This is a genomic window from Enhygromyxa salina (assembly GCF_002994635.1).
In the GTDB taxonomy this organism is placed as follows: domain Bacteria; phylum Myxococcota_A; class Polyangia; order Nannocystales; family Nannocystaceae; genus Plesiocystis; species Plesiocystis salina_B.
Window position 1 is genome coordinate 18,732 of sequence record NZ_PVNL01000066.1, and the last position, 21,200, is coordinate 39,931.

20 protein-coding genes and 1 pseudogene are annotated in these 21,200 nt (G+C 68.0%); 13 read left to right on the forward strand and 8 right to left on the reverse strand.

The window, feature by feature from the left end:
• Positions 1-6 precede the first annotated feature (6 nt).
• Entirely contained in the window at positions 7-426 is a 420-nt protein-coding gene (locus ENSA7_RS17625) for a DoxX family protein (protein WP_106090463.1), read from the forward strand.
• 35 nt (positions 427-461) lie between these two features.
• Here ENSA7_RS17625 and ENSA7_RS43800 read toward each other — a convergent pair whose 3' ends face one another.
• Positions 462-1,094, reverse strand: coding sequence for a hypothetical protein (locus ENSA7_RS43800; RefSeq protein WP_181233844.1), 633 nt, complete (start codon positions 1,092-1,094; stop codon positions 462-464).
• A 70-nt stretch (positions 1,095-1,164) separates the two neighbouring features.
• Positions 1,165-2,340, reverse strand: a complete 1,176-nt coding sequence (locus tag ENSA7_RS17635) for an oxygenase MpaB family protein (protein WP_106090464.1) — start codon at positions 2,338-2,340, stop codon at positions 1,165-1,167.
• 146 nt (positions 2,341-2,486) lie between these two features.
• Between ENSA7_RS17635 and ENSA7_RS17640 the strand changes: the two genes are divergently transcribed.
• The 8 genes from ENSA7_RS17640 (at position 2,487) to ENSA7_RS17670 (ending at position 12,076) form a co-directional block, all read left to right on the forward strand.
• A complete protein-coding gene (locus tag ENSA7_RS17640; RefSeq protein WP_106090465.1) occupies positions 2,487-3,179 on the forward strand; it encodes a 4Fe-4S single cluster domain-containing protein in 693 nt (230 codons plus the stop codon).
• Positions 3,176-4,360, forward strand: a complete 1,185-nt coding sequence (locus ENSA7_RS17645; RefSeq protein WP_146157812.1) for a hypothetical protein — start codon at positions 3,176-3,178, stop codon at positions 4,358-4,360. Before ENSA7_RS17640 ends, ENSA7_RS17645 begins: the two co-directional genes overlap by 4 nt.
• A 20-nt stretch (positions 4,361-4,380) precedes the next feature.
• Entirely contained in the window at positions 4,381-4,947 is a 567-nt protein-coding gene (locus ENSA7_RS17650; RefSeq protein WP_106090467.1) for a hypothetical protein, read from the forward strand.
• 240 nt (positions 4,948-5,187) lie between these two features.
• Entirely contained in the window at positions 5,188-7,335 is a 2,148-nt protein-coding gene (locus ENSA7_RS17655; protein ID WP_106090468.1) for an AAA family ATPase, read from the forward strand.
• A 131-nt stretch (positions 7,336-7,466) separates the two neighbouring features.
• Positions 7,467-8,249, forward strand: coding sequence for a TlpA family protein disulfide reductase (locus tag ENSA7_RS17660; RefSeq protein WP_106090469.1), 783 nt, complete (start codon positions 7,467-7,469; stop codon positions 8,247-8,249).
• Between the two features lie 164 nt (positions 8,250-8,413).
• Positions 8,414-9,232, forward strand: a complete 819-nt coding sequence (locus ENSA7_RS43805) for a TlpA family protein disulfide reductase (RefSeq protein ID WP_181233845.1) — start codon at positions 8,414-8,416, stop codon at positions 9,230-9,232.
• A complete protein-coding gene (locus ENSA7_RS17665) occupies positions 9,219-9,809 on the forward strand; it encodes a peroxiredoxin family protein (protein WP_181233846.1) in 591 nt (196 codons plus the stop codon). Before ENSA7_RS43805 ends, ENSA7_RS17665 begins: the two co-directional genes overlap by 14 nt.
• On the forward strand, positions 9,809-12,076 hold the full coding sequence (locus tag ENSA7_RS17670) for a hypothetical protein (protein WP_106090471.1): 2,268 nt from the start codon (positions 9,809-9,811) through the stop codon (positions 12,074-12,076). Before ENSA7_RS17665 ends, ENSA7_RS17670 begins: the two co-directional genes overlap by 1 nt.
• Positions 12,077-12,099: 23 nt before the next feature.
• Here the strand turns inward: ENSA7_RS17670 and ENSA7_RS17675 are convergent, their stop codons facing one another.
• The gene (locus ENSA7_RS17675) at positions 12,100-13,002 is read right to left on the reverse strand and encodes a hypothetical protein (protein ID WP_106090472.1); all 903 of its coding nucleotides are present in this window, start codon (positions 13,000-13,002) and stop codon (positions 12,100-12,102) included.
• A 213-nt stretch (positions 13,003-13,215) separates the two neighbouring features.
• Between ENSA7_RS17675 and ENSA7_RS17680 the strand changes: the two genes are divergently transcribed.
• Together ENSA7_RS17680 and ENSA7_RS17685 are read left to right on the forward strand one after the other, a co-directional pair.
• Positions 13,216-14,121 carry a TlpA family protein disulfide reductase gene (locus ENSA7_RS17680; RefSeq protein WP_146157813.1) on the forward strand — a complete coding sequence of 302 codons (906 nt, stop codon included), beginning with the start codon at positions 13,216-13,218 and terminating at the stop codon, positions 14,119-14,121.
• 18 nt (positions 14,122-14,139) lie between these two features.
• Positions 14,140-15,333: a peptidylprolyl isomerase gene (locus tag ENSA7_RS17685; RefSeq protein WP_146157814.1), complete on the forward strand. Its 1,194-nt coding sequence runs from the start codon at positions 14,140-14,142 to the stop codon at positions 15,331-15,333.
• Between the two features lie 5 nt (positions 15,334-15,338).
• Here the strand turns inward: ENSA7_RS17685 and ENSA7_RS17690 are convergent, their stop codons facing one another.
• The 3 genes from ENSA7_RS17690 to ENSA7_RS17700 form a co-directional block, all read right to left on the reverse strand.
• Positions 15,339-16,202, reverse strand: coding sequence for an SDR family oxidoreductase (locus ENSA7_RS17690; protein ID WP_106090475.1), 864 nt, complete (start codon positions 16,200-16,202; stop codon positions 15,339-15,341).
• 12 nt (positions 16,203-16,214) lie between these two features.
• Positions 16,215-16,652, reverse strand: coding sequence for a hypothetical protein (locus ENSA7_RS17695; protein ID WP_106090476.1), 438 nt, complete (start codon positions 16,650-16,652; stop codon positions 16,215-16,217).
• A gap of 219 nt (positions 16,653-16,871) precedes the next feature.
• Positions 16,872-17,537, reverse strand: coding sequence for a Coq4 family protein (locus ENSA7_RS17700; protein ID WP_181233847.1), 666 nt, complete (start codon positions 17,535-17,537; stop codon positions 16,872-16,874).
• A gap of 266 nt (positions 17,538-17,803) precedes the next feature.
• On the opposite strand from ENSA7_RS17700, the gene ENSA7_RS17705 reads away from it, so the two are divergent.
• Complete coding sequence (locus ENSA7_RS17705; RefSeq protein ID WP_106090478.1) at positions 17,804-18,331, forward strand: DinB family protein; 528 nt, start codon at positions 17,804-17,806, stop codon at positions 18,329-18,331.
• A gap of 54 nt (positions 18,332-18,385) precedes the next feature.
• On the opposite strand, the gene ENSA7_RS17710 is transcribed toward ENSA7_RS17705, so the two are convergent.
• Positions 18,386-18,661 (reverse strand): hypothetical protein, encoded by a 276-nt coding sequence (locus ENSA7_RS17710; RefSeq protein WP_146157815.1) that lies wholly within the window; start codon positions 18,659-18,661, stop codon positions 18,386-18,388.
• A gap of 446 nt (positions 18,662-19,107) precedes the next feature.
• On the opposite strand from ENSA7_RS17710, the gene ENSA7_RS17715 reads away from it, so the two are divergent.
• Entirely contained in the window at positions 19,108-20,286 is a 1,179-nt protein-coding gene (locus ENSA7_RS17715; protein ID WP_181233848.1) for a Kelch repeat-containing protein, read from the forward strand.
• A 95-nt stretch (positions 20,287-20,381) separates the two neighbouring features.
• Here ENSA7_RS17715 and ENSA7_RS17720 read toward each other — a convergent pair.
• A pseudogene (locus ENSA7_RS17720) lies at positions 20,382-21,200 on the reverse strand (hypothetical protein); the annotation flags it as partial.

Consider the following 21,200-nt stretch of genomic DNA (forward strand, 5'->3'; position numbering starts at 1 on the left):
CCCGCCATGTCCGCCCAAAAGCGTCAGGTCAAAGCCGTGTTCCGAGGCTTGCTCGGCGCGGTGATGGTCCTCGTGGGGCTGATGCACTTCGTGAACCCCGAGCCGTTCATCATGATCGTCCCGGACTACCTGCCGTACCACGCGGCGCTGGTGTACATCAGCGGGGTCTTCGAGATCCTCCTGGGCGTCGCGTTGTTCGTCCCCCAGGTTCGCTCGCTCGCTGGCTGGGGTTTGATCGCGCTGTTCCTCGCCGTGCTGCCGGCCAACATCTGGATGGCCACACAGGGCATTCAGCTGCCGGGCCTGGAGGTGTCGCCCGCGGTCGCGTGGGCGCGCCTGCCCTTCCAGGCCGTGTTCATCGTGTGGGCCTGGGCGGTGACGCGACCCGACGCAGATCCCAATGAAGCGAGCCCGGACCGCGAGTAGCGGCCCGGGCTCGTGCGCGAGCGGGCTGACGTGGGCTAGAGCGCCGCGCCGCTGTTGATCCAGTCGGCGATCAACATCTGGTCGGCGTCGTCGAGCGGGTTCGACGAGACCGGCCCGCCCGTGTTGGGCATCTGGTTGGTGTCGGTGGCCTGGGTGCCGGCGATCTTCTGAAAGAAGTAGCTGTTGTCCGCGTCGCCCGGGGTCACCCGATTGAGGTTGACGTCCTGGGTGGCCGGCACGTTGACCAAGTTGGCGTAGGCGGTCGCAGCGTTCGGCATGGCCAGCAGCGCCGGCATTCCGTTGATGTGACAGCTACAGCCAGCCATGATGATCGGGTAGATGTCGTCGGTGAACGAGATGTCGGCGTCTCCGTCGCCATCACCGTCGCCATCGCCGTCTCCGTCGCCATCGCCGTCTCCGTCGCCATCGCCATCGCCGGTCGGGTCCCCGTCGCCATCGCCTGGGTCCCCGTCTCCGTCGCCGGTCGGGTCGCCGTCTCCATCGCCGCTCGGGTCCCCGTCTCCGTCGCCGCTCGGGTCCCCGTCTCCGTCGCCAGTGGTGTCGGTCTCAGCCGACTCACCGGTTCCATCGTCGGTGCACCCTGGCAGGGTGACTGCGAACGTGAGGGCAGCGGTAATCGACAGGCAGATTAAATGAGTTCGATTCATGACCCGGAGCGTACCCCGGCTCACCGAACTCATACAGAAAAAAGCCGCTTTCGCCATGCGAGCCGAGACGTCAGCGCGCCCCGGCGAGCTGGTCGGGACGCGCGAACCGAGCGGGCTCTCCACGCAGCGACATCTCGACGACCCATGCCCAATACTTGGCTCCGGCGCGTCGTAGCGGGCCCTCGAGCTCGGGTACGTGCACCCGCGCCCACTCGCTGGCCCCCACCACGTTGGGGATGACTGGCAGCAAGCGCGACCACACGGGCGCGCGATCGATCCCCAGCTGATCCGCGACTTCGTCCCCGATCAACATGCGCGAGATCCCGCAGACCATCCCCGCGCGCAGCCTGGCCAGCTGACCCGCGGGCCCGCCCGGCAGCGTAGGTGGCGTGCCCAGCAGCGCGGCCGCGAGCGCCCGGCTGTCGTCGTCCGGGGGCCCCTGGGTCCACTGGATCAGCTCACGCAGCGCGGCCGCCTCGGCATAGTCACGCGGCAGCAGCTCGGCCTCGGTGCCCATCACCCACCCGACGAAATTCCACAGGTGGACCCAGTCTTCGCCCTCCTCCTCGCTGACGTCGAAGCCGAACACGCGCAGCCCTTCGACGTAGACCTCGGAGAACAGCAGGGTCGTCGCCAGCATGTCGTGTTGGTTGATCGGCATGGCCCAGCTCGCGCGGTCCCACCGACCCGAGGCCCACAGCAACCGCCGCACTTGCGCGTGGATCAAGCGGACACGCAGCGCGATCAGCCACCCCGGCGCACCAGGCCGCATCCCACCGGGGGCACACACCGCGGTCACGAAGCGCGCGGTCTCGGCCACGCGCCGCGGGGCTTGCTCGCGCAGTCGCCCCGAGAACGCCAGCGGCTTGTTCCCGGCCGGGGCCACGTAGCCGCCGATCAGCGCGCGCAGGCTGAGCACGAACCCACCGAACAGACCCGTCCGCTCGAACAGCCGTCGCGCTCGCTCGACCCGGACCCAGTCGACCCACGCCGGGACCTCGCGCACCGACTCGAACAGCTCCGCGATCGCTGGCGGCTCGCGCCCGCCCGGGTCCCGCCACGCGGCCGCGAGATCGAAGCGCTTCGATCGCTCGGGATCTGCGGCCAACCACTCGACCAGCGCGTCCGCTGGAGGATCGCAGCGCTCGAGCGCCGCGAAGCTGCGACTGGCGAGCTGGCCAAACCGGGCCAGCGCCCACTCGGCCCGATGGACGCGCGGGTGCGGTGTGGCGCTCGGCGGCGACATCCGAGCAGCATGAACCAACCCACGGGTCGACGCGAGGGCCGACACCGCGCGAGGATTTCCACGCTGGGCTCGAGCACCATGTGTGCCCGCGGCGCACCAGCAAAGCGGCTGCGCCCGCGCTCGCTTCGGTGCACACTCCGTGGAGCATGGCGATCCCGACGGACGAGCTCGCGCTGACGATCGACGTCGGCGTCGAGGTTGCCGACACCGAGGCCGAGGGCCCCGGCCGGCGCTACGCGATCTGGGTCCAGGGTTGTCCGCTGCGCTGCCCCGGCTGTTGCAACCCCGAGCTGCTGCGGTTCGGGGGCGGCACGGCTCGCACGGTCGCCAGCGTCCTCGATCAGATCTTCGCCGCCCACGCCCGCACCCCCCTCGACGGCGTCAGTTTGCTCGGCGGCGAACCGTTCGCGCAGGCGCGGCCGCTGGCGGTGCTCGCCGAGCAGGTCCAGCTTGCCGGCCTCGGGGTCATGATCTACTCGGGCTTCACCCGCGCCGAGCTCGACCTCCAGGCTCAGCAAGACGCCGCGATCGGTCGGCTGCTCGCCGCCACAGATCTGCTCGTCGACGGCCGCTACGTGCGTGAACAACCCGACACGACGCGGCGCTGGATCGGCTCGCGCAACCAACAGCTGCACTTCCTCAGCCCGCGCCATCGCCCTGATGATCCGGTGTTTCACGCTGGCGAGACGATCGAGCTGCGCCTGGTCGACGGCCAGCTGATCATCAATGGCTGGCCGTGGCCCAAGCACGACGGACCCGGCGCCAAGGGCCTGCCGCCGTCACGCCCAAGCCGACCACGACCGCGCGCCAATCATGATCACGAGGACCCCATCCCATGACCCAGCCGCGTCCGCCCTGGGACACGCAGCCGTCCGCTGCGCCGGCTCGAGTGTCGCGCAGTGAAGCCGAGCTGCTCACGCTCACGCGCTCGATCCTCACGCCGGGCCCGAGCTACCTCCCGGCGCTGCGCCAGCACCCCAAGCGGATCGCACGGATCACCGCGATCGGCCCCACGGCCATGCGCTTGCTGCAGCAGACCCTGGCCCGCGGCGTGAGCTTCGAGATCCTCCGCCGCGGCGGTTGGCAGACCCGGCGCACACTCGTCGACGGCCAGCCCAAGCGCGGCCGCCTGTGGCAGCGCCACCCCACGCTCCCGCCGCTGCGGTTCGGCCCCGCCAGCTTCGAGCTGCTCGCGTGGCTGCGCAGCGAGGACGTCGGCGCGCCCACCCGCGCGCTCCCCCACATGACCGCTGGCGGCGTGGCCCCGAGCCTCGCCGACGAGCTGCTGCACTACTTCGCCGCCGAGCACATCCTCCGCGCGGGCGGCGATCTACATCAGCCCGCGTTTATCCACTCGGGCCTGTGTCAGCTCGGCTACGCCGACGCGCTGGCCGATCAGCAACCACTGCCGCCGCTGGATCTGCGCCCGCTCGTCGAAGGCGACGGCGCGATCATCTTGGAGGCGCTGCAGCCGGAGCTCGCGGCCCGCTGGGTTGCGATGGAGCAGGCCAAGGGCGAGGTCGGGCGCGTCGACGTCATGACTCAGATCGGCCAGGCCCAGGCCCAGGCGCTCTCCAGCTTGTTCCGCGCGATCGATCGCGTCACCCCAGCCCGCCGCGATCTCGCCGGGTTCGTGGCCGAAGCTGCCCGCGACCTGCTCGCCCGCGGCCCCGAGCGCCGCTGCCCCGACCACCGCTGGTGGATCGCCGGCCTCGATCTTCGCGCCCCCCTGTCCGCCCGCCAGGCCGCGTTCGTCGGCGCCGCCGCGTTCTTGCGCGCCCTCGGCACGCTCGGCGTCTGGATCGACCAAGCTGGCCTCGTGCCCCACTTCGACGACGACTACGAGGCCGCCCAGCTGCTCTTGTCGACCTGGACATACCTCCACCGCGCGCGAGAGCCCACCGCGCCGCCGCCCCAGCGCAACCGCGACCAGCCCCAGCTCCCCGCTGCGATCCTCGATCGCGCCAAGCTGCTCGCCAACCAACTCGAGTCCCTACACTCACTAGGCGTCCCCAGCTGACGTCGACAGTCGGAGCCCCCATGAGCCGCGCCTATCGCATCCGCATCTCCGAGTCCCTGCGTCGCCACGTCAAGGTCGACGACGGCATCCAGTCCAAGCTCGAGATCCTCGACATCCTCTCCCCCGACCAGACCGCCGCCCTCCTCGAGCGCGAGCTAAAGGCCGCCGGCTTCGAGCCGCGGGACGACGGCCAGTGGGTCCGCGTCGACGACCAGGGCGTCGAGGTCCGCGTCGATCCCAAGCAGTCCACCGTCACCGTCTCCGCCTCCGCCGACCGCGAGCTCGAGCTCCACCGCGAGAAAGTCGTCAGCGCCGTGGCCGAGAACGACGCCACCACCCGCGAGCGAGGCCGCCAAGCCCTCGAGACCGAGCTCGAAGCCGAAGCCGCCGAACGCCAAAAGGATCTCCAAGCCGAGGTCACCGCCAAGCTCGAGGGCAAGCTCGGCGACCTCCGCCGCGAGCTCGATCAGATCAGCAACCGCGTCACCGCCGAAGCGCTCAAACAAAAAGCCGCCTCCATGGGCGAAGTCCAAGAGATCAGCGAAGACCCCGACACGGGCTCGCTCACCATCCGGATCAAGCTATGACCCCCACATACACCGTCGCACTTCGGGGGTCACTCGCTTCGCTCGCTCCCGTTCGGCCGTTTGTACGCGGTCGCATGATTGGCCCCCTAGAAGGGGGCTCGGGTTCCCTTCGGTGGGCGATCTCGAGTTCGCTTCCCGCGCCCGCTCCCAGTTCCGCTGTTTGCGACCACTCATCCAGCTGCCGCGCGTGCTCGCTCTCCTCGGTACGAGACCCCTCCGCCCTCATTCCGCCGCCTACAGATGTCGATCCCCGAAGCTCAGCTCCCCGACGACCTGCCCCTCCTCGCCGCCGTCGAGGCCGCCTACCCCGACGAGCTCAGCCGGGCCTGCGAGGCGCTCGCCCGCTCGCTGCCGGTCCTGATCGAGTGTGACAAGGGGCTCGTTGGCTTCTTCTACGCCGCCCTCCGCGGCCGGCTCCGCCGCCGTCAGATCCGCTGCAACTACATCGACGGCCGGGTCCCGCAGGAGCCTGGCCAGATGCCGATGGCGCTGGTCCCCACCATGATCGGCCAGCTCCGCGAGGCGGTCCGGGGTGGCACCCACGATGAGGACGACGGCCGCCGGGTCATGGTGCTCCCGCACCTGGATCTGCTCACGACCTCGAGCGGGTCGCTGACCTCGGAGGCCCGCGAGGTCGTCGCGCTGCTGTACGAGAACCCCAACATCTTGTGGCTGGGCTTCCGCGATCCCTCGTTCAACCTGCCCAAGGTCATCGCCAACCTGTTTCAGCACCGCATCGGCATCATCGGGGTCGCCCGCGAGCGGCTCGCCCACCTCGTGACCCAGCGAGACGCCCGCAAGCTCGGCCGCGACGGCCTCGATGTCTACAAGCTCTACAAGCAGGTCTCGGGCGTCCACGCGATCCGACTGCGCCAGCTGCTGAGCTCGCTCGAGGGCGAGGACTACCCCGAGGATCCGAGCCCAGTGTGGGCGCAGATCCGCGAGGCCACGCTCGAGGGTGATCTGTCGGTGCCGGAGCTCTCGCTCGACGACGACATCGGCGGCTACGCGGACGTCAAGACCAAGATCAAGGACGACATCCTCGAGATCATCGCTCGCAAAGAAGCGCTCGATGATCCGCAGCAGATCGCCATGATCGAGGGCCTGATCCCGCGCGGCATGATCTTCTGGGGCCCGCCCGGGACCGGCAAGACCCTGTTCGCCAAGGCGATCGCGTCGTCGCTCGGGGCCGCCGTGCAGATCGTCAACGGACCCGAGCTCAAGAGCCGCTGGGTCGGCGAGTCCGAGGAGAACCTGCGCCGGATCTTCATCCAGGCCCGCCAGAGCGCGCCCTCGTTGATCGTGTTCGACGAGCTCGACTCGTTCGCGGCCCAGCGCGGCACCTACACCGGCTCGGGCGTCGAGCACTCGATGGTCAACCAGCTGCTCACCGAGATGGACGGGTTTCGCAGCAACGAGATGGTGTTCGTGATCGGCACGACCAACTTCGTCGAGTCGCTCGACTCGGCGCTGCTGCGACCCGGCCGGTTCGAGTTTCACCTCCACATTCCCTACCCCAAGGCCGACGATCGCGAGGCGATCCTGAAGATCTACGATCAGCGGCTCGGGCTCGACATGAGCGAGGCTGCGCTGACCCACGCGGTCCGCCAGACCGGCCACCCGATCGAGGGCAGCGACGCCCACACCGGTCGCTGGAGCGGGGATCACATTCAGGCGCTGTGCCGCGCGATCGCCCGCCAGCGGCTCCGCAACGGCCGGACCGACGAGACCACGATCACCGACGTCGAGCACGCGCTGACCGCCAACCTGGACCTGCCCACGCTGACCCCGGACGAGGAGCTGGTCGTCGCCACCCACGAGTGCGGTCACGCGATCGTGGCCCTGCACACCGAGCACTCCCCGGCGATCGATCGGATCTCGATCCGCGGCGATCTGACCGGCGCGCTCGGGTTCGTCCGCTACGCCGATCCAGCCCACAAGTACGTGGTCACCCACGATCAGCTGGTCGACTCGATCGCCACGCTGTTCGGCGGCCGCGAGGCCGAGCACGAGCTGCTCGATCAGCTCACGATCGGCTCGGCCCACGATGTCGAGCGCGCGACCGTGCTGGCCAAGGCGTTGATCGAGACGTTCGGGATGCGGCTCGACGGCGGCGCGGGCGTCGACGCGCCGGGCTGGCTCGAGATCCGAGACTTCGGCGGCGGCCATGACCAGCTGTCCGAGCGGACCCGCGAGTCGCTCGACGCCAGCATCCGCAGCCTGCTCGACCGCGAGCGCTCGCGGGCACGGCAGATAATTCGCGAACATCGCGACGAGCTCGTCGCGCTTCGCGACCTCCTGCTCGAGAAGAAGGTCATCGACGCGAAGACCCTCAGCGAGCAGGTCCCCGATGCCAAGCACCCGCCCGAGACGCCCGTCCTCGAGTGACACGCCGACATGGCGAAGCGAGCGCCGTGGCGCTAGAGCCAGGCAAGCCCGCCGAACGGCGCTCAGCTGCAAAAATCCTGATTTGGCCGGGTCGGTGTCACAACACGGATCGAATCAGCCATCATCTAGCCATGCACCTGCGCCAGCTATCGATCGCGTTCGTCTGTGTTGCCCTCGGGCTGTCTGCTTGCACCGAAGAGGGCGCAGACGACTTCAGCTCGATCGGCAATGAAACACCTGGCGACGGCGACGGCGACACCACTGGCGGCGATGGAGATGGCGACACTGGCGACGGCGACGGCGACCCCGCCACCGGCGACGGCGACGGCGACCCCACCACCGGCGACGGCGACGGCGACCCCACCACCGGCGACGGCGACGGCGACCCAGGACCCGCCTGCATGGGCACCGAGGCGCCAGCGGGCACCCCAACCGTCGGCCAGCAGGCCTCGCACTGGGCCGGGTTCACGGCTGAGGGCGAGGACTGGGACTACTGCGAGATGCAGGGCACCCCGTTCGTGCTGGTGATCAGCGGGGCCTGGTGTGGGCCGTGCCAGGATCTCGCCGCAGGTATGGCTGGCCAGGCCAGCTCGTTCGACGTCGCCTCGATCCTCGCCGGGCTCGAGGCGGGCTCGCTCGGGTTCGTCGAGGTCCTGCTCGACAACTTCAACGACTTTGGCGAGGTCTCGGTCGCGGATCTGCAGGCGTGGGAGGACATGTACCCCAACGACTACGTGCACCTCGTCGGCGATCCGACCCCCGGGCAAGACGGCACCGAGCCGCTGTGGATCTACCTGGGCCCGGTCCACATGGGTGGCGTGCCCGCGGCGATCCTGATCGACGCCGCGTTCAACGTCGAGGTCATGGGCATGAGCGAGTCGCTGGCCACCGCCGCCGCCAACTACGGCGGCTGAGTTGCGCGTCGACGCGCGGGCCGACAGCGCTGGTCCTGCGCGAAACGCCCGTGTGCTTGCATACGGCTGCACGGGGCTGATATCGCCATTCTGGCGGTGTTGGCTGCGTCAAATCTTCCATTCCTATTGTGGATCCGATAGGCTCCGAGCCGGACGAAGAGCTGATGCGCAACCGCCCCAACCCACCCACGAGTCTTCGGGGCCGCCTGGCTCCCGTCGCGGTCGCGTTGGCTTGCGTGAGCTTCGGCTGCATCCCCTCGTTTCCGCCCTGTGAAGTCTGCGACCACAAGAGCGATGACGGCGGCGGACCGGGGACCTACCCGGACTTCGAGTTCCTCAATCGCGACGGCGAGTGTGCGATCCCGCTGACTGCTGACACGGGCGGCGACACGGACACGGGCGGTGACACCGACACGGGCGGCGACACCGACACGGGCGGCGAAGCGCTCGCGTGCGGGTTCCCGCCTGGGCCGTACGGGTTCGACGTCGGCGAGCGATTCGAGAACCTGCTGCTGTTCGACTGTATGGGCAATCAAGTCCAGATCGCCCAGTACCTGCCGCAAGAGGGCCTGCCCGAGGTCGAGACCCGCGGTGTCGTGTTTGGCCTCGGCGCGATCTGGTGCGACCCGTGCCGAATGGAGGGCGAGGAGTGGGCGCACGACTTCGTCGACGAGTACGCCGAAGATGGCATCCAGTTCATCCAGGCGCTCGACGAGGGCGCGGCCGGCAGCCCGGTGATCCCCGCCAGCTGCGCGGGCTGGAGCAGCACGGTCGTGCAGGACAAGCTCCCGATCCTCTACGTCGACCAGGTCGCGGGCCTGCGCGCCAAGCTCGAGCTGATGCCCAATGAGGCGATCCCATTCACGCTCGTGTTCGACGCCAACGCGAACATCATCTTTCGTCGAACCGGCGGAGTCGTCGACGCCGACATCCTCACCGCCCAGATCCAATCACTCATCAACAATCCCTATGGCGACTTCTGAGCTCCTCTCACTATCTCTGATTCCGGGTTCGGCTTCGGGCCGCGGCCGACTCCTGCCCACGCTCTTGGTGTGTGGCCTGATCTGCGGGTCCTCGATCCTCGCCGGCTGCGACGGCGGGACCGCCACGACCACGCCGTCGGACGTGTACGCCAATCTGGGCATCAGCTTGGACAACCTCGACGGTGATGAGACCGCGATCGTCAGCAAGACCAAGGATGACGTGCACGTGCTCGCGTTCTGGGCGACCTGGTGCGTGCCGTGCACGGGTGAGCTGGCCAAGCTGCAGGGCATTCATGATCGGCTGAAGGACCGCGGGCTGAACGTCTATGCGATCAGCATTGACGGCCCAGACACGATCTCGCGCGTGCCGGGGTTCGCCTCGCAAGAGAACTGGACCTTTCCGGTCCTCTATGACCCCGAGACCGCCCTGCTCGCCCGCTTCAACCCCAAGGGCGACATCCCGTTCTATGCCGTCCTCGACGCCGACGGCAACATCCTCAAGTCGCACCAAGGCTACGTGAAGGGCGACGAGGTCAAGCTCGAGGAATTCCTGACCGAGCAGCTGCCCGCGCAGTGATGGCCACGTCGCCGCGCCTACGCAGCGGGTGGACGATCGCCCTGCTGTTCGGTTTGACTCTGGCTCCCGGGCTCGCTCGCGCGGCGCCGCCTGACGCCGACCTGGTCGACGCAGACGCGCCCGCCGACACCGACGACTCGGACGCGCCCGCCGACTCGGACGCGCCCGCCGACTCGGATGCGCCCGCCGACTCGGATGCGCCCGCCGACTCGGATGCGCCCGCCGACACCGACCCGCCCGCCGACACCGACCCGCCCGACGACCCCCCGGAGCTCCCTGACGTCGAGCCAGAGCCCGAGCCGGAACCAGAGCCCGAGCCGGAACCAGAGCCTGAGCCCCCCGCACCCGCGCTCGACGAGCCCGCAGCGGAGCCGGTCGAGGAGCTCGAGGACCCGCACGCGGACGAGCACGGTGACGAGGTCGCGCACCCGCCAAACCCGAAGATCCCGCCGACCGGCAACACCCAGATGTGGTTTCGGTCGACGACCTTCCTCGACTACTTCGGCGACAACTACGACCCGAACACCAACAACGACGACTTCCTGGCCCTCGTCAACTACCTCAACTTCGGCAGCGACACGCGGCTGAAGAAGACCTGGCAGATCTCGACGATGATCCGGTTGGACACCCACAACGTGTTCAACGCGAAGGACCAGCCGCTGTGCGACACCGGTAACAGCTACGCCAACCAGATCAGCGAGACGATCGACGATCCGGCGAATCCGGGCACGCGGATCCCCAACCCCAATTACGACGCCTCGGTCGCCGCCGATCCCAGCAAAGCGGTGAGCGACACCGAGGCCGCGCAGTGCAACTTTGGATCCGACTATCGGGTCGAGCGATTCCAGCTGCGGTTTGGCAACAAGAACTTCACGGTCACGGGCGGCGACTTCAACGTCAACTTTGGCCAGGGCATTGGCCTGGCGGTCCGCAAGATCGCCGACATCGGCGTCGACGCGACGATCAAGGGCGGCCGGATCGACGTCAACACCAAGTACATCGATCTGACCGGGATCGGCGGCGTCGCCAACCGCCAGCAGAGCGACTTTGCGACCCGGCAGCTGTTCCGCGACCCGGGCTACGCCCACGCGCTGTGCGAGAACACCCCGGGCCTCCGGACCAACAAGTACGGCACCCCGTACTGGACGATGTGCTCGGACATCATCTCGGGCGGTCGCTTCGACGCCAAGCTGCCGGGCAAGATCACGCTCGGCGGTCACTACGTGTTCATCTGGTTTGGCGACAAGGTCGACACCGTCCAGCACGACGGCCTGCACCTGGTCGGCGGCGACATCAGCCGCAAGCGCATCGGCAAGCACTGGGACCTGTTCGCTGGGGTCACGGGCCTCATGCGCAACCCCCAGCACAAGACCTTCTATCCCGAGTACGTCGAGAATGGCCTCGCCGCGTATCTGTCGAACTCGCTGACCTTCGGCGACACCTTCGTCCTGATCGAGGGCAAGTATTACAATAACTACACCGTGGGCAAGGACACCGCCGCGACCACGGTCCAGTACATTCAAGCTCCGACGCTCGAGCGCGCCGACCAGATCATCCCCGCCGCCAGCAACACCGCGGGCGGCCGGATCCTGGTCGAGCACACCCTCGAGAAGTCACGCGTCACGCTGCTCGGCAACTACCTCGGCTACGTGTATGCGCTGATCAACGACGAGGACATGTTCGATCCCAACGTCGGCGAGATGGCCCACCACGGCTACGTGGGCATGCGCTGGCGCGACGCCGAGCGGGGCAGCGAGGTCCAGGCGTTCGCCGGCTACCGCTGGGAGGGGTTTCAGCGCACGCCCGAAGGCGACGCCGCGCCCTACACCCGCAAGCTCCCGCACGGGGAATTCTACGTCAACCAGCAGGTCGGCAAGACCCGCGGCCTCGCCCACTCGATCTCGCTGCGCTGGGAGTGGCGCTACGAGCAGGTCCAAAAGGGCGGCGCCCCGCCCAAGCAGTTTCACCGCGGCAACATGATCCTCGGCTACGGCATGTCGCCGTGGTTCACGTTCGCGTTCATCGGCGGGTACTCCAGCGAGTTCCCGGCCCAGGGCGGTCAGCTGCACCCCCAGCCGTGCGAGGGCAACTGCCTGCGCAAGCCTCACGTGTGGCCCGGCGGCGAGCTGCGCCTGAACTTCCTCGAGTCCTCGTTCCTGCGCCTGTTCGTGGGCCGGCAGGTCGGTGGGTTGCTGTGCGTGAACGGCTCGTGCCGTCAGCTGCCCGACTTCGAGGGCGTGCGCATGGACCTGATCCTGAGCTTTTAACGGCTTGCGAAGCCACTAAAGGCTTACGAAGCCACGACGAGCAGCCAGGACAGCTCGTGGAGGCCCTCGGTCACGGTGATGTCGATCGCGGTCGCCTCTGCGTTGACGACGCCGGTACCGGCCTCGTGGATGACCCCGTTGACCTTCTCGATGTAGTGGATCGTCACGGCCTCTCCGGCGCCGAGGCCCAGGGCGCTGTCGATCTCGAACCCAAACTCACCCTCGACCGCGTGGACGCCAAACGGGTTGAACGCCCAGGCGGCGATCACCGGGTTGCCGTCGACCTCGGTGACCCGCCAGAACTCGGCCGCGACCTCGAGCCCGCCCAGCTCGCTTGGCGCCGTGAAGTCGGGCGACTGCGCGAGCTCGGGATCGAGGGTCACCCGCAGCGCGCTGTCGATCGTGACCGGGGTCTCCCCCATCGCGGCGCTCAGGTCCGTGACGCTGGCGATCTCGGGCACGACGATCGGCGGCGAGCTGAAGTCGAGCGCGTCGCCCTCGTCGATCGTGACCTGAAACGCCTGGCCAGCGAAGTACCGGCCGTCGGCGTTGCCATGCACGACCTTGAGGTTCCAGACGCCAAGCTCGGTCACGTCGATCTCGAACGCGCCCGTGTCGTCGACCGGGACCGGAATGCACAGCTTGACCGCGCCCTGGTCATCGATCGGACCGCAGAACTGCAGGCCCGGCGCCGGCAGGGGGCTCATCTTCATGTCCGCGACCATGCCGTCGATCGTGGCGAGGACCTCGACGCCCGTGTCGCCGTCGCCGTCGCCGTCACCGTCGCCCATGGTCGTGGTGTCGCCATCGTCGGTCGTGTCCGTCGCGTCCGACGAGGTGTCGGAGCTCTCACCCGTCCCCGGATCGGTGGTGGTGCACGCGAGGGCGAAGGTCAGGCACGCGGAGGTAAACAAGCGACGCTGCATCCTGCGAGTCTACCCTCGTTTGTAAGGTTCGGCGCGGCGCCGCCAATGTGCTGTCGAGCGCGCAGAGTGCCCCCTCGACTCGTTCCGTAATTCTCGCGTGGATCCTCACGCACGCTGATGGCGCCCGCTCGCAATCCCGACCAAACTAGCAAATTGTGTGCTAATTGTGCGTGTCGGGCGCGAGCTCACACCCGTCCTGCATCGGTGACCAACATGAAAACAACTCGCCTGATCCTCCTCAGTACTCTCCTGCTCTCACCGCTCGCCGGGTGCGACGGCGGCACCGACGACAACGGCGTGAACGAGGGCGAGACGGACTCCGGCGACGGTGATGGTGACGGCGACACCGAGACCGAGACCGAGACCGGTGAGCCCGAGCCGCTCGACGACGACGAAGACGGCCTGACCAACGAAGAAGAGGCCGAGCTCGGCACCGATCCCAAGAAGAAGGACACCGACGGGGACAACTACTGGGATCCGTGGGAGCTGGCCGAGGGCACCGACCCGCTCGACTACGACAGCCGGATCTACACCGGTTTTTGGCCCTACAACCCCAACAAAGACGAGCTCGTGCAGGGCACCTGGGCGACCACGGGCAAGCAGGTCGGCAAGCCGTTCCCCCGCCAGAGCTTCTTGGATCAGCACGGCGACTACGTCGACGTCTATGACTTCGCCAATTTCACGGTCAATCAGGCGATGACCCCGGCGTTCTTCATCTTCGACATCTCGGCCCAGTGGTGCGGCCCGTGCCACAACGTCGCCAACTGGATCAAGGGTGTCGACGACGCCAACACCACGTGGATCCAGGAGCTGTACCCCACGGTCCGCGAGAAGGTCCACAGCCTGCGGATCTGGTGGGTGACCTTCATCGTCCAGGACCAAGCTGGCGGCGCCCCGACCCTGGCCGACGCGCAGAGCTGGTTCACGGTCCACAAGGACAACTACATCCCGATCCTGGTCGACGAGACCCAGCAGGTTCAAGATACCTTCCTGGGCAACGCGTTCCCGCACTTCTTCTTGCTCGATCCAACCCTGGCGATCGAGTACTTCCCGCCGCCCGGTGGCGGGACCAACGAAGATCCGTACCCGGCGGTCGGGCTCGTCGACACGCTCCTGTAGTTGCGGTACTCGGCGAGGGTGCGCCGCTCGACTCCCTCGTCTCGCGCTACGGCGTTTGTCACTCACGCGACCGCTTGCGCTTGGCTGTGCGCCGCCGGTCTCCTCGCCACCTCGGCCTGCAAGTCGGGCGCAGGTGGCAAGGACGCCGGCGCTCGAGCTTCTGCAGACACGGCCGACGAGAACTCGCCGAGCGTCAAGCCAGCGGGCAAGTCCGGCAAGTCCGGCAAGCTCATGGAGCTCCCGGACGTCATCGCCACCGTCGACGGCCACGAGATCCCGCGCGCGGCGTTCGAGCAGCGCTATGCCCCCGCCGCCGCCATGGTCCTGGCCCGGCGCGACGACGGCGTGGTCCCCGAGCCATTCCAGGCCATGCAGCGCCGCACGATCATCGAGGGCCTGGCCTGGACCAAGCAGCTCGAGCTCGAGGCCCAGCGCAGCAAGGTCGATCTGGATCCGGCGGTGCTGGCCCAGACCGAGGCCGACGAGCGCGAGCACGTGCGCGACTGGCCGGCGTGGCTCGATCGGATCGGCCAGACCGTCGAGATCCGCCACCAGGCCAACGTCGACTACCTGCGCGAGCGGGCCCTGCTGGCGGCCCGCGGCGTCGTGCTCGAGCCCACCGAGGCCGAGCTCACCGCCGCCTACGAGGCCGGCCGCGAGATGTTCGTCGCCCAGGCCGAGATGGTCCGCGCCTCGCACCTGCTGATCACCTACGGCCCGCGCGTCGGCGACGAGAAGATCCAGCCCACGCTGCCAGACGTCAGCGCCGCCGCGAGCGAGCAAGAGCGCGCGAGCTGGGATCAGCTCGCCCTGGCCCGCGCCAACGCGCTACGAACCGCCGCGCTCGCCCCTGGCGTCGACTTCAACGAGTTCGCCCGCACCTACTCCGAGGGACCCGGCGCGTTTCGTGGCGGCGACATGGGCCTGTTCCCCCGCCAGCAGATGGTGGCCGAGTACGCCGACGCGGCGTTCTCACTCGCGGTCGGGGAGATCAGCCAGCCGATCAAGTCCGACAAGGGCTACTACGTAATTCGCTGCTTCGGGCACTACCAACCCGGGCCCCTGCCCTTCGAGGCCGTGCGCGCCGACCTCGTCCGCCAGCTCGAGGGCGAGAAGTACAAGCAGGGCAAAGCCGCGCTGCAGGCCGAGCTCAATGAGCGCTTCACGGTCGTCAGCGCCGTGCTCGACCAAGCCCGCGCGTTCAAGAAGTAGCGCGCTCAGTCTCCGCGCTTGGCTGGGTCGCCGCTCGCCAGCGCGGCGAGCTGCCTGCGTTGAAACCGGCGCAGGTCGTTGTCCAGGAACCACCGCGTGATCCCGGGGAACCGCTGGGCCGCGAAGATCACCAGCTTGGTGCCGAACCCCGGCTTCACGTAGACCCGGCGGCGGCGCAGCCCCTCGAGCGTCTCGCGAGCGACAAACTCGGCGCTGAGCGCCACGACCTTGCCCGCGAGCGCGTGGGTCTCGGGCGGCTTGATCAGGTTCTCTTGCTGGAGCTGCGGCGTGTCGGTGTCGGGCGGGAACGCGACAGTCACGTCGATCCCGTGCTGCATCAGATCGTGGCGCAGCGACTCGGCGAACCCACGCAGGGCGAACTTGCTGGCCCCGTAGGCGGTGTAGCCGTAGATCCCGATCACCCCGGCGAGCGACGAGACAATCCCGATCTGTCCGCGGCTCTCGATCAGCGCTGGCAACAACGCCCGGGTCACGTGGACCGTGCCGAAGAAATTGACCCGCATGATCGAGTCGAACATCTCGTCGGGGGTGTCGACGAACGACGCGGGGTGGGTGATCCCAGCGTTGTTGATCAGGACGTCCAGACCGCCGAGGCGCTCGAGCGCGGGATCGACCAGCGCGAAGATGTCCTCGCGCTTGCCGATGTCCAGGGCCAGGCCAAACAGCTGCTGGGTCGGCGCAGCCGCCAGCGTCTGCATCTGCGCGACCGTGTCATCGATCGCAGCCTGGCCGCGCGCGACGATGCACACGTGCGCCCCCTCGCTAGCCAGCTGACAGGCCATCGCCCGGCCGATCCCGCTGGATCCGCCGGTGATGAACACCCGCTCGTTGGCGAAGCTTCGGGTCACGGTGGCGGCTGACTACAGTCCGCAGGCGGCGTCACACGAGCCGTCGTTGATGTCGCCGCAGTTGCCGTCGACGATGCACGTGTGACAGGCCTCGTTGGTGCCCACGTAGAACATGGCGCACAGCTCCATCGTGACGTTCGGGTCGCAGGTCGTCAGCTTCTCGCAGAACTCGGCCTCGGTTGGACCCTCGCCCGCCATGTTCTGGCAGGTCCCGACGTCCTCACCGGCCTCCTTCACGCAGGTCTGGTCAGACAGGCAGTTGGCGTTGCTCAGACAGCCGTTCTCACACATCGCCAGGACTGGGTCGGCGCAGTACTGGCCGGCCTGGCAGGTGACCGGATCGAGGCCAGGCGGGGTGCAGTCGGACGTGCCGTCTCCCCCACCGTCGCCGTCGCCGTCGCCGTCGCCGTCTCCGTCTCCGTCTCCGCTGCCGCCACCGGTCGAGTCCATGGTGGTCGAGTCTGCCGTGTCATCGGATCCGCAAGCGGACGGCAAAACCAGCAGCGCGAGCAAGGCCAAACCAGTCGAGAGTCGGGTCGAATTTGTTGCGGGCATGAGGGCGACGTGTATCCGATCGCGGGTCCGGAGTGTCAAGCTGCCCCGAGTGCCGGCGTCGCCACGGACACACGAGATGCGTCGAGAGCCCCCTTCTAGAGCGCCGAGAGCAGCTCAGCTTTCGCCCCACCGGTTGCTGGGGATCACCCCCAGCCGCTCGCGCAAGCTCGGGATTGAATCTTCCCAGTGTCGCTCCCAATACACTGATAACAGCGGGCTCGCCCGGCGCCCGGCCTGGTAGCCGCCGCGCATCGTGTGCCGCAGGATATTCCAGCGGGCCTCGCCGATCAGGTGCTTGACCGTGCCAAATAGCAGGATCAGCGCGGAGTATGGCATGCGCAGCTGCGCCCATTGAAAGGTGTGCAATAGCACCTCCTCGTGGGCCTGGGCACCGAGGCCCAAGACGACGTGCCAGATGTCGTGGGTCTGGCGGACGCGCTCGAGCATGAAGCGGGTCTCGGGTGTGCGCGCGCGCGTGCACGGGGTCGTGAGCAGGTCTGGGTCGAGAAGGTGGTGACGCAGATGCTCGACAAACTCGCGGCCCAGCGTGCCGCGAGGCAGCGATGACAGCTCATCGCGCTCGATCGTGCTCGAGTCGATGCGTGGGCGGTCGGCGAGCACGGCCTGGCCCTCGCTGCTGGCGTGCATCATCCCCACCAGGTGGTCCATTCGGTATGCTGAGGAGATGTCCTCTACGACCATCAGCGCCTGCGTCTCGTTCGAGTCGCGGATCGCCCGACCCATCGCCCGACCGAAGGTCACCGCCGTCTCCATGTTCATACGCCGAGCGTAGCAGCGGTCGGGGTGATCGGCTGTTGTGGTGCTGGGGTAAAAAATGCTGGGGCGGCTGGGCGGGCGGCTACCCATTGGGCGCGTTGCGGATCTCCGCAATCATGGCGCGGCCTTGGCCCGAATCCCGCCGAGATCGTTTGAGTTTCTCGGGCGAGGGCGTGACGTGGCGCAACGCCTCGCCGCTCGGTCCAGCCGGGCCAGCCGCCTATCTACGTCTCGACGGCGGCGTCGCCACTGAGCGGGTACACTCCCCCATGGCCAATGAAGCGCGTGACTACTTGCTCCGGCAGTTCGAAACGGCGTGGGCGCTCACCTCGTACCACCTCGAGAGCCTCACAACCGAAGAATGTTTGTGGCGCCCCGCTTCCAAGGGATTGCACGTACATCCGCTCCCGGATGGGAGGTGGCGCGCCGATTGGCCGGAGCACGAGGGGTATGACCTCGGACCTTCGAGCCTCGCGTGGCTGACATGGCACCTCGGCTTCTGGTGGTCCATGGTGCTCGACCACTCCTTTGGCGACGGGAAGCTCGCGCGCGAGGACGTGATGTGGCCTGGCACCGCAGGCAATGTTCGCGAGTGGGTCCGCCACCTCCAGCAACGGTGGAGGACAATGCTCGAGCAGGTCACCGACGAGGAGCTGCGCTCGACCCAGCGGACACGATGGCCCTTTCAGGACCGTCCGTTCGGCGACGTCATCGCTTGGGCCAATGTCGAGCTCACCAAGAGCGCCGCCGAGATCGGCTACGCCCGCTTCCTCTACGCCGTCAGTGCCGCTGACTGAGCCGGGGTCAGGCCGAGGAGCTCGTGGGCGTGGGAGGAGGTCGAACGAGGCGGGTCAGATGCGACGGCCGCCAATGCCACGACCGCCGACGGGGCGGCAACGGTCGCGCCACAACGGCCCGACCAGCCTCGCCACCAGCCAGACCCGCGTGCGATCCTCGACCACACAACCTCCGCTGTCCGTCACGCGCAGCATCGACAAGCGCGGCTCGGGCGGGGGCTCGGGGTCGCGCTCGGCCGGCGCGACCGCTGCGGGCTGCGGCTCGCGTTGCTGCGGCGGCGTGGTGGGCTTGTCACAGCCGAGCGTCAGCAGCCCCACATGAGCGAGCATCCGCGCTGATCGAACGATCTGTTCTTCCCACGTCGCAATCGTCCTCGCCGCGAGTCGAGCTGTCAACCAGCCCCCACACGACGACGGGTGCTCGACGATCAAGTACTCAACACGCGAGATCGAAGACAACACGGATTAGAGACGTCGTGCTCGGCAGCGATAATTCTTCTTGCCGTGCTCCACGTGTTGCGGCGATCGTGTCGAACGCCATGGCCGCCAACGAGATAGCCACCGCCCACGAGGTCGAGGCCGGCACGCGCGGGCTGCGACGCAACGCCCAACTCATTGGCATGTCCGCGCTCTCACTCGCTAGCTGTGGATCAGACAACGCCATGTCCGAGCCCGGCGCACGCGTCGACGCCACGCCCATCGTTGCAGAGCGCGAGCCAGTGGAGGTCGCCCCTCGCCCTCGTGTTCGGCCGGAAGGTTGGGCAGCCGTCTCCACGGTGGGCGCCCCTCGCGGCCGAGAGGACCACACCGCGATCTGGACGGGCTCGGAGATGATCGTGTGGGGCGGAGAAGTGCGGGGTTCGGGGGTCATCGAGCCGCTGAACACCGGCGCGCGCTACAGCCCGGCCACGGACACGTGGAGCGTGATGACACAGGTCGGCGCCCCCGACCCGCGTGATGACCACGCGGTGGTGTGGACGGGTACCCAGATGATCGTGTGGGGCGGCAATCAAGCCGACGAGACTACCGAGCTGCTCGCCTCGGGCGGTCGATACAATCCGACCACCGATAGTTGGACACCGACCGCGTCGGGTCCCCTCTCGCCGCGTGATGATGCGACCGCAGTGTGGACGGGTACAGAGATGATCATCTGGGGCGGTCGCACGCTCTACCGTCAACACGAGGGTTCGGGCGCTCGCTACAATCCGACCACGGACACCTGGAATGGCGTGAGCATGGTCGGCGCGCCCCAAGCACGCGAAGACCACAGCGCGGTGTGGACGGGCACGCAGATGATCGTGTGGGGTGGTTGGTCGGGCGCGGATGACCATCGCCAACATTTTCGTGATGGCGCCCGCTACGACCCAAGCGCGGACAGCTGGCGGCCCATGTCTGCCCACGGCGCCCCCGAGCCGCGCGAGGATCACACCGTGGTGTGGACGGGCACGCAGATGCTCGTGTGGGGCGGGGCCGTGCACGAGTACACGCCGGGGAAGATGCGGTCGGAGAAGGCGGTCGAGGAAGCGGTCGGGGAAGCGGTCGAAACAGTGCATGCAGACGATGCCGCGCGCTCGAAAGCCGAATCGGCCGGTTTAGCGAGCGACGACGGACCTAAAGACAAGCTCGTACAGCTGTCGAGCGGCGCGCTCTACAATCCAGCCACCGATACATGGCGCCGCATGTCCTCGACCGGCGCGCCCGCTCGCCGAGAAGACCACGTCGCGTTGTGGACGGGGACCGAGCTCATCGTGTGGGGCGGACGAAAGGGCAAGAAGCAGCTGGCCGATGGCGCCATCTATGATCCCGAGACGGATGAATGGCGTCCGATGGCGGCGTCGGGACCCGAGCCGAGCGCACGCTGGAATCACGCCGCCGTGTTCGCCGAAGACCAAATGATCATCTGGGGCGGGTTTGGACAGGACTACGAAGTGGGCGGAGCTCGCTACACACCGTGAGCAAGGTGACAATCGCTGGACCTTTGTGGCATCTCCGTCGCCACGCCATCCGCGGGGCCCAATTTCGACGTCACTCGCGTGTATCCCGAACGATCCTACGGGGTGCCGAAGTAGGCGCGCCAGTGCGGCATGTTCGGGTAGCCCAGCACCTCGAAGCTCATCCCGTCCCAGTCCGCGGTCACGACCAGGTCCGGGTAGCCGTCGCCGTTGAGATCGGTGGTGGTCCAGTCCTGGTCGCCAGCATCGGAGGCGGACCCGTACAGACGCACGAAGCCCTGCCCCGTCCAGCCGCCAGCGGGAATGGGCCATGAGACGGCGGCGGCCTCGAATCCGTCCTCACTGCCGCGATACACGTCCCAGTGCGGCGCGTTCGGGTAGCCGAGCACCTCGAAGCTGACCCCGTCCCAGTCCGCGGTCACGACCAGATCTACGAACCCGTCGCCGTCGAGATCCGTCGTCGTCCAGTCCTGATCGCCGGCATCCGACGCGTTCCCGCTCAGCCGCACGAACCCTTGCCCAGTCCAGCCGCCGCTCGGCACCGTCCACGTCGTCGCGTTGTTCGCAAACCCGTTCGCGCCACCCTTGTAGACGTCCCAGTGCGGCGCGTTCGGGTAGCCGAGCACGTCGAAGTCGACCCCATCCCAGTCCGACGTCACGACCAGATCCAGCTGCCCGTCGCCGTCGAGATCTGTCGTCGTCCAGTCCTGATCGCCGGCATCCGAGGCGTTCCCGCTCAGCCGCACGAACCCTTGCCCAGTCCAGCCGCCGCTCGGCACCGTCCACGTCGTCGCGCTGTTCGCAAACCCGTTCGCGCCACCCTTGTAGACATCCCAGTGCGGCGCGTTCGGGTAGCCGAGCACGTCGAAGTCGACCCCGTCCCAGTCCGACGTCACGACCAGATCCAGCTGGCCGTC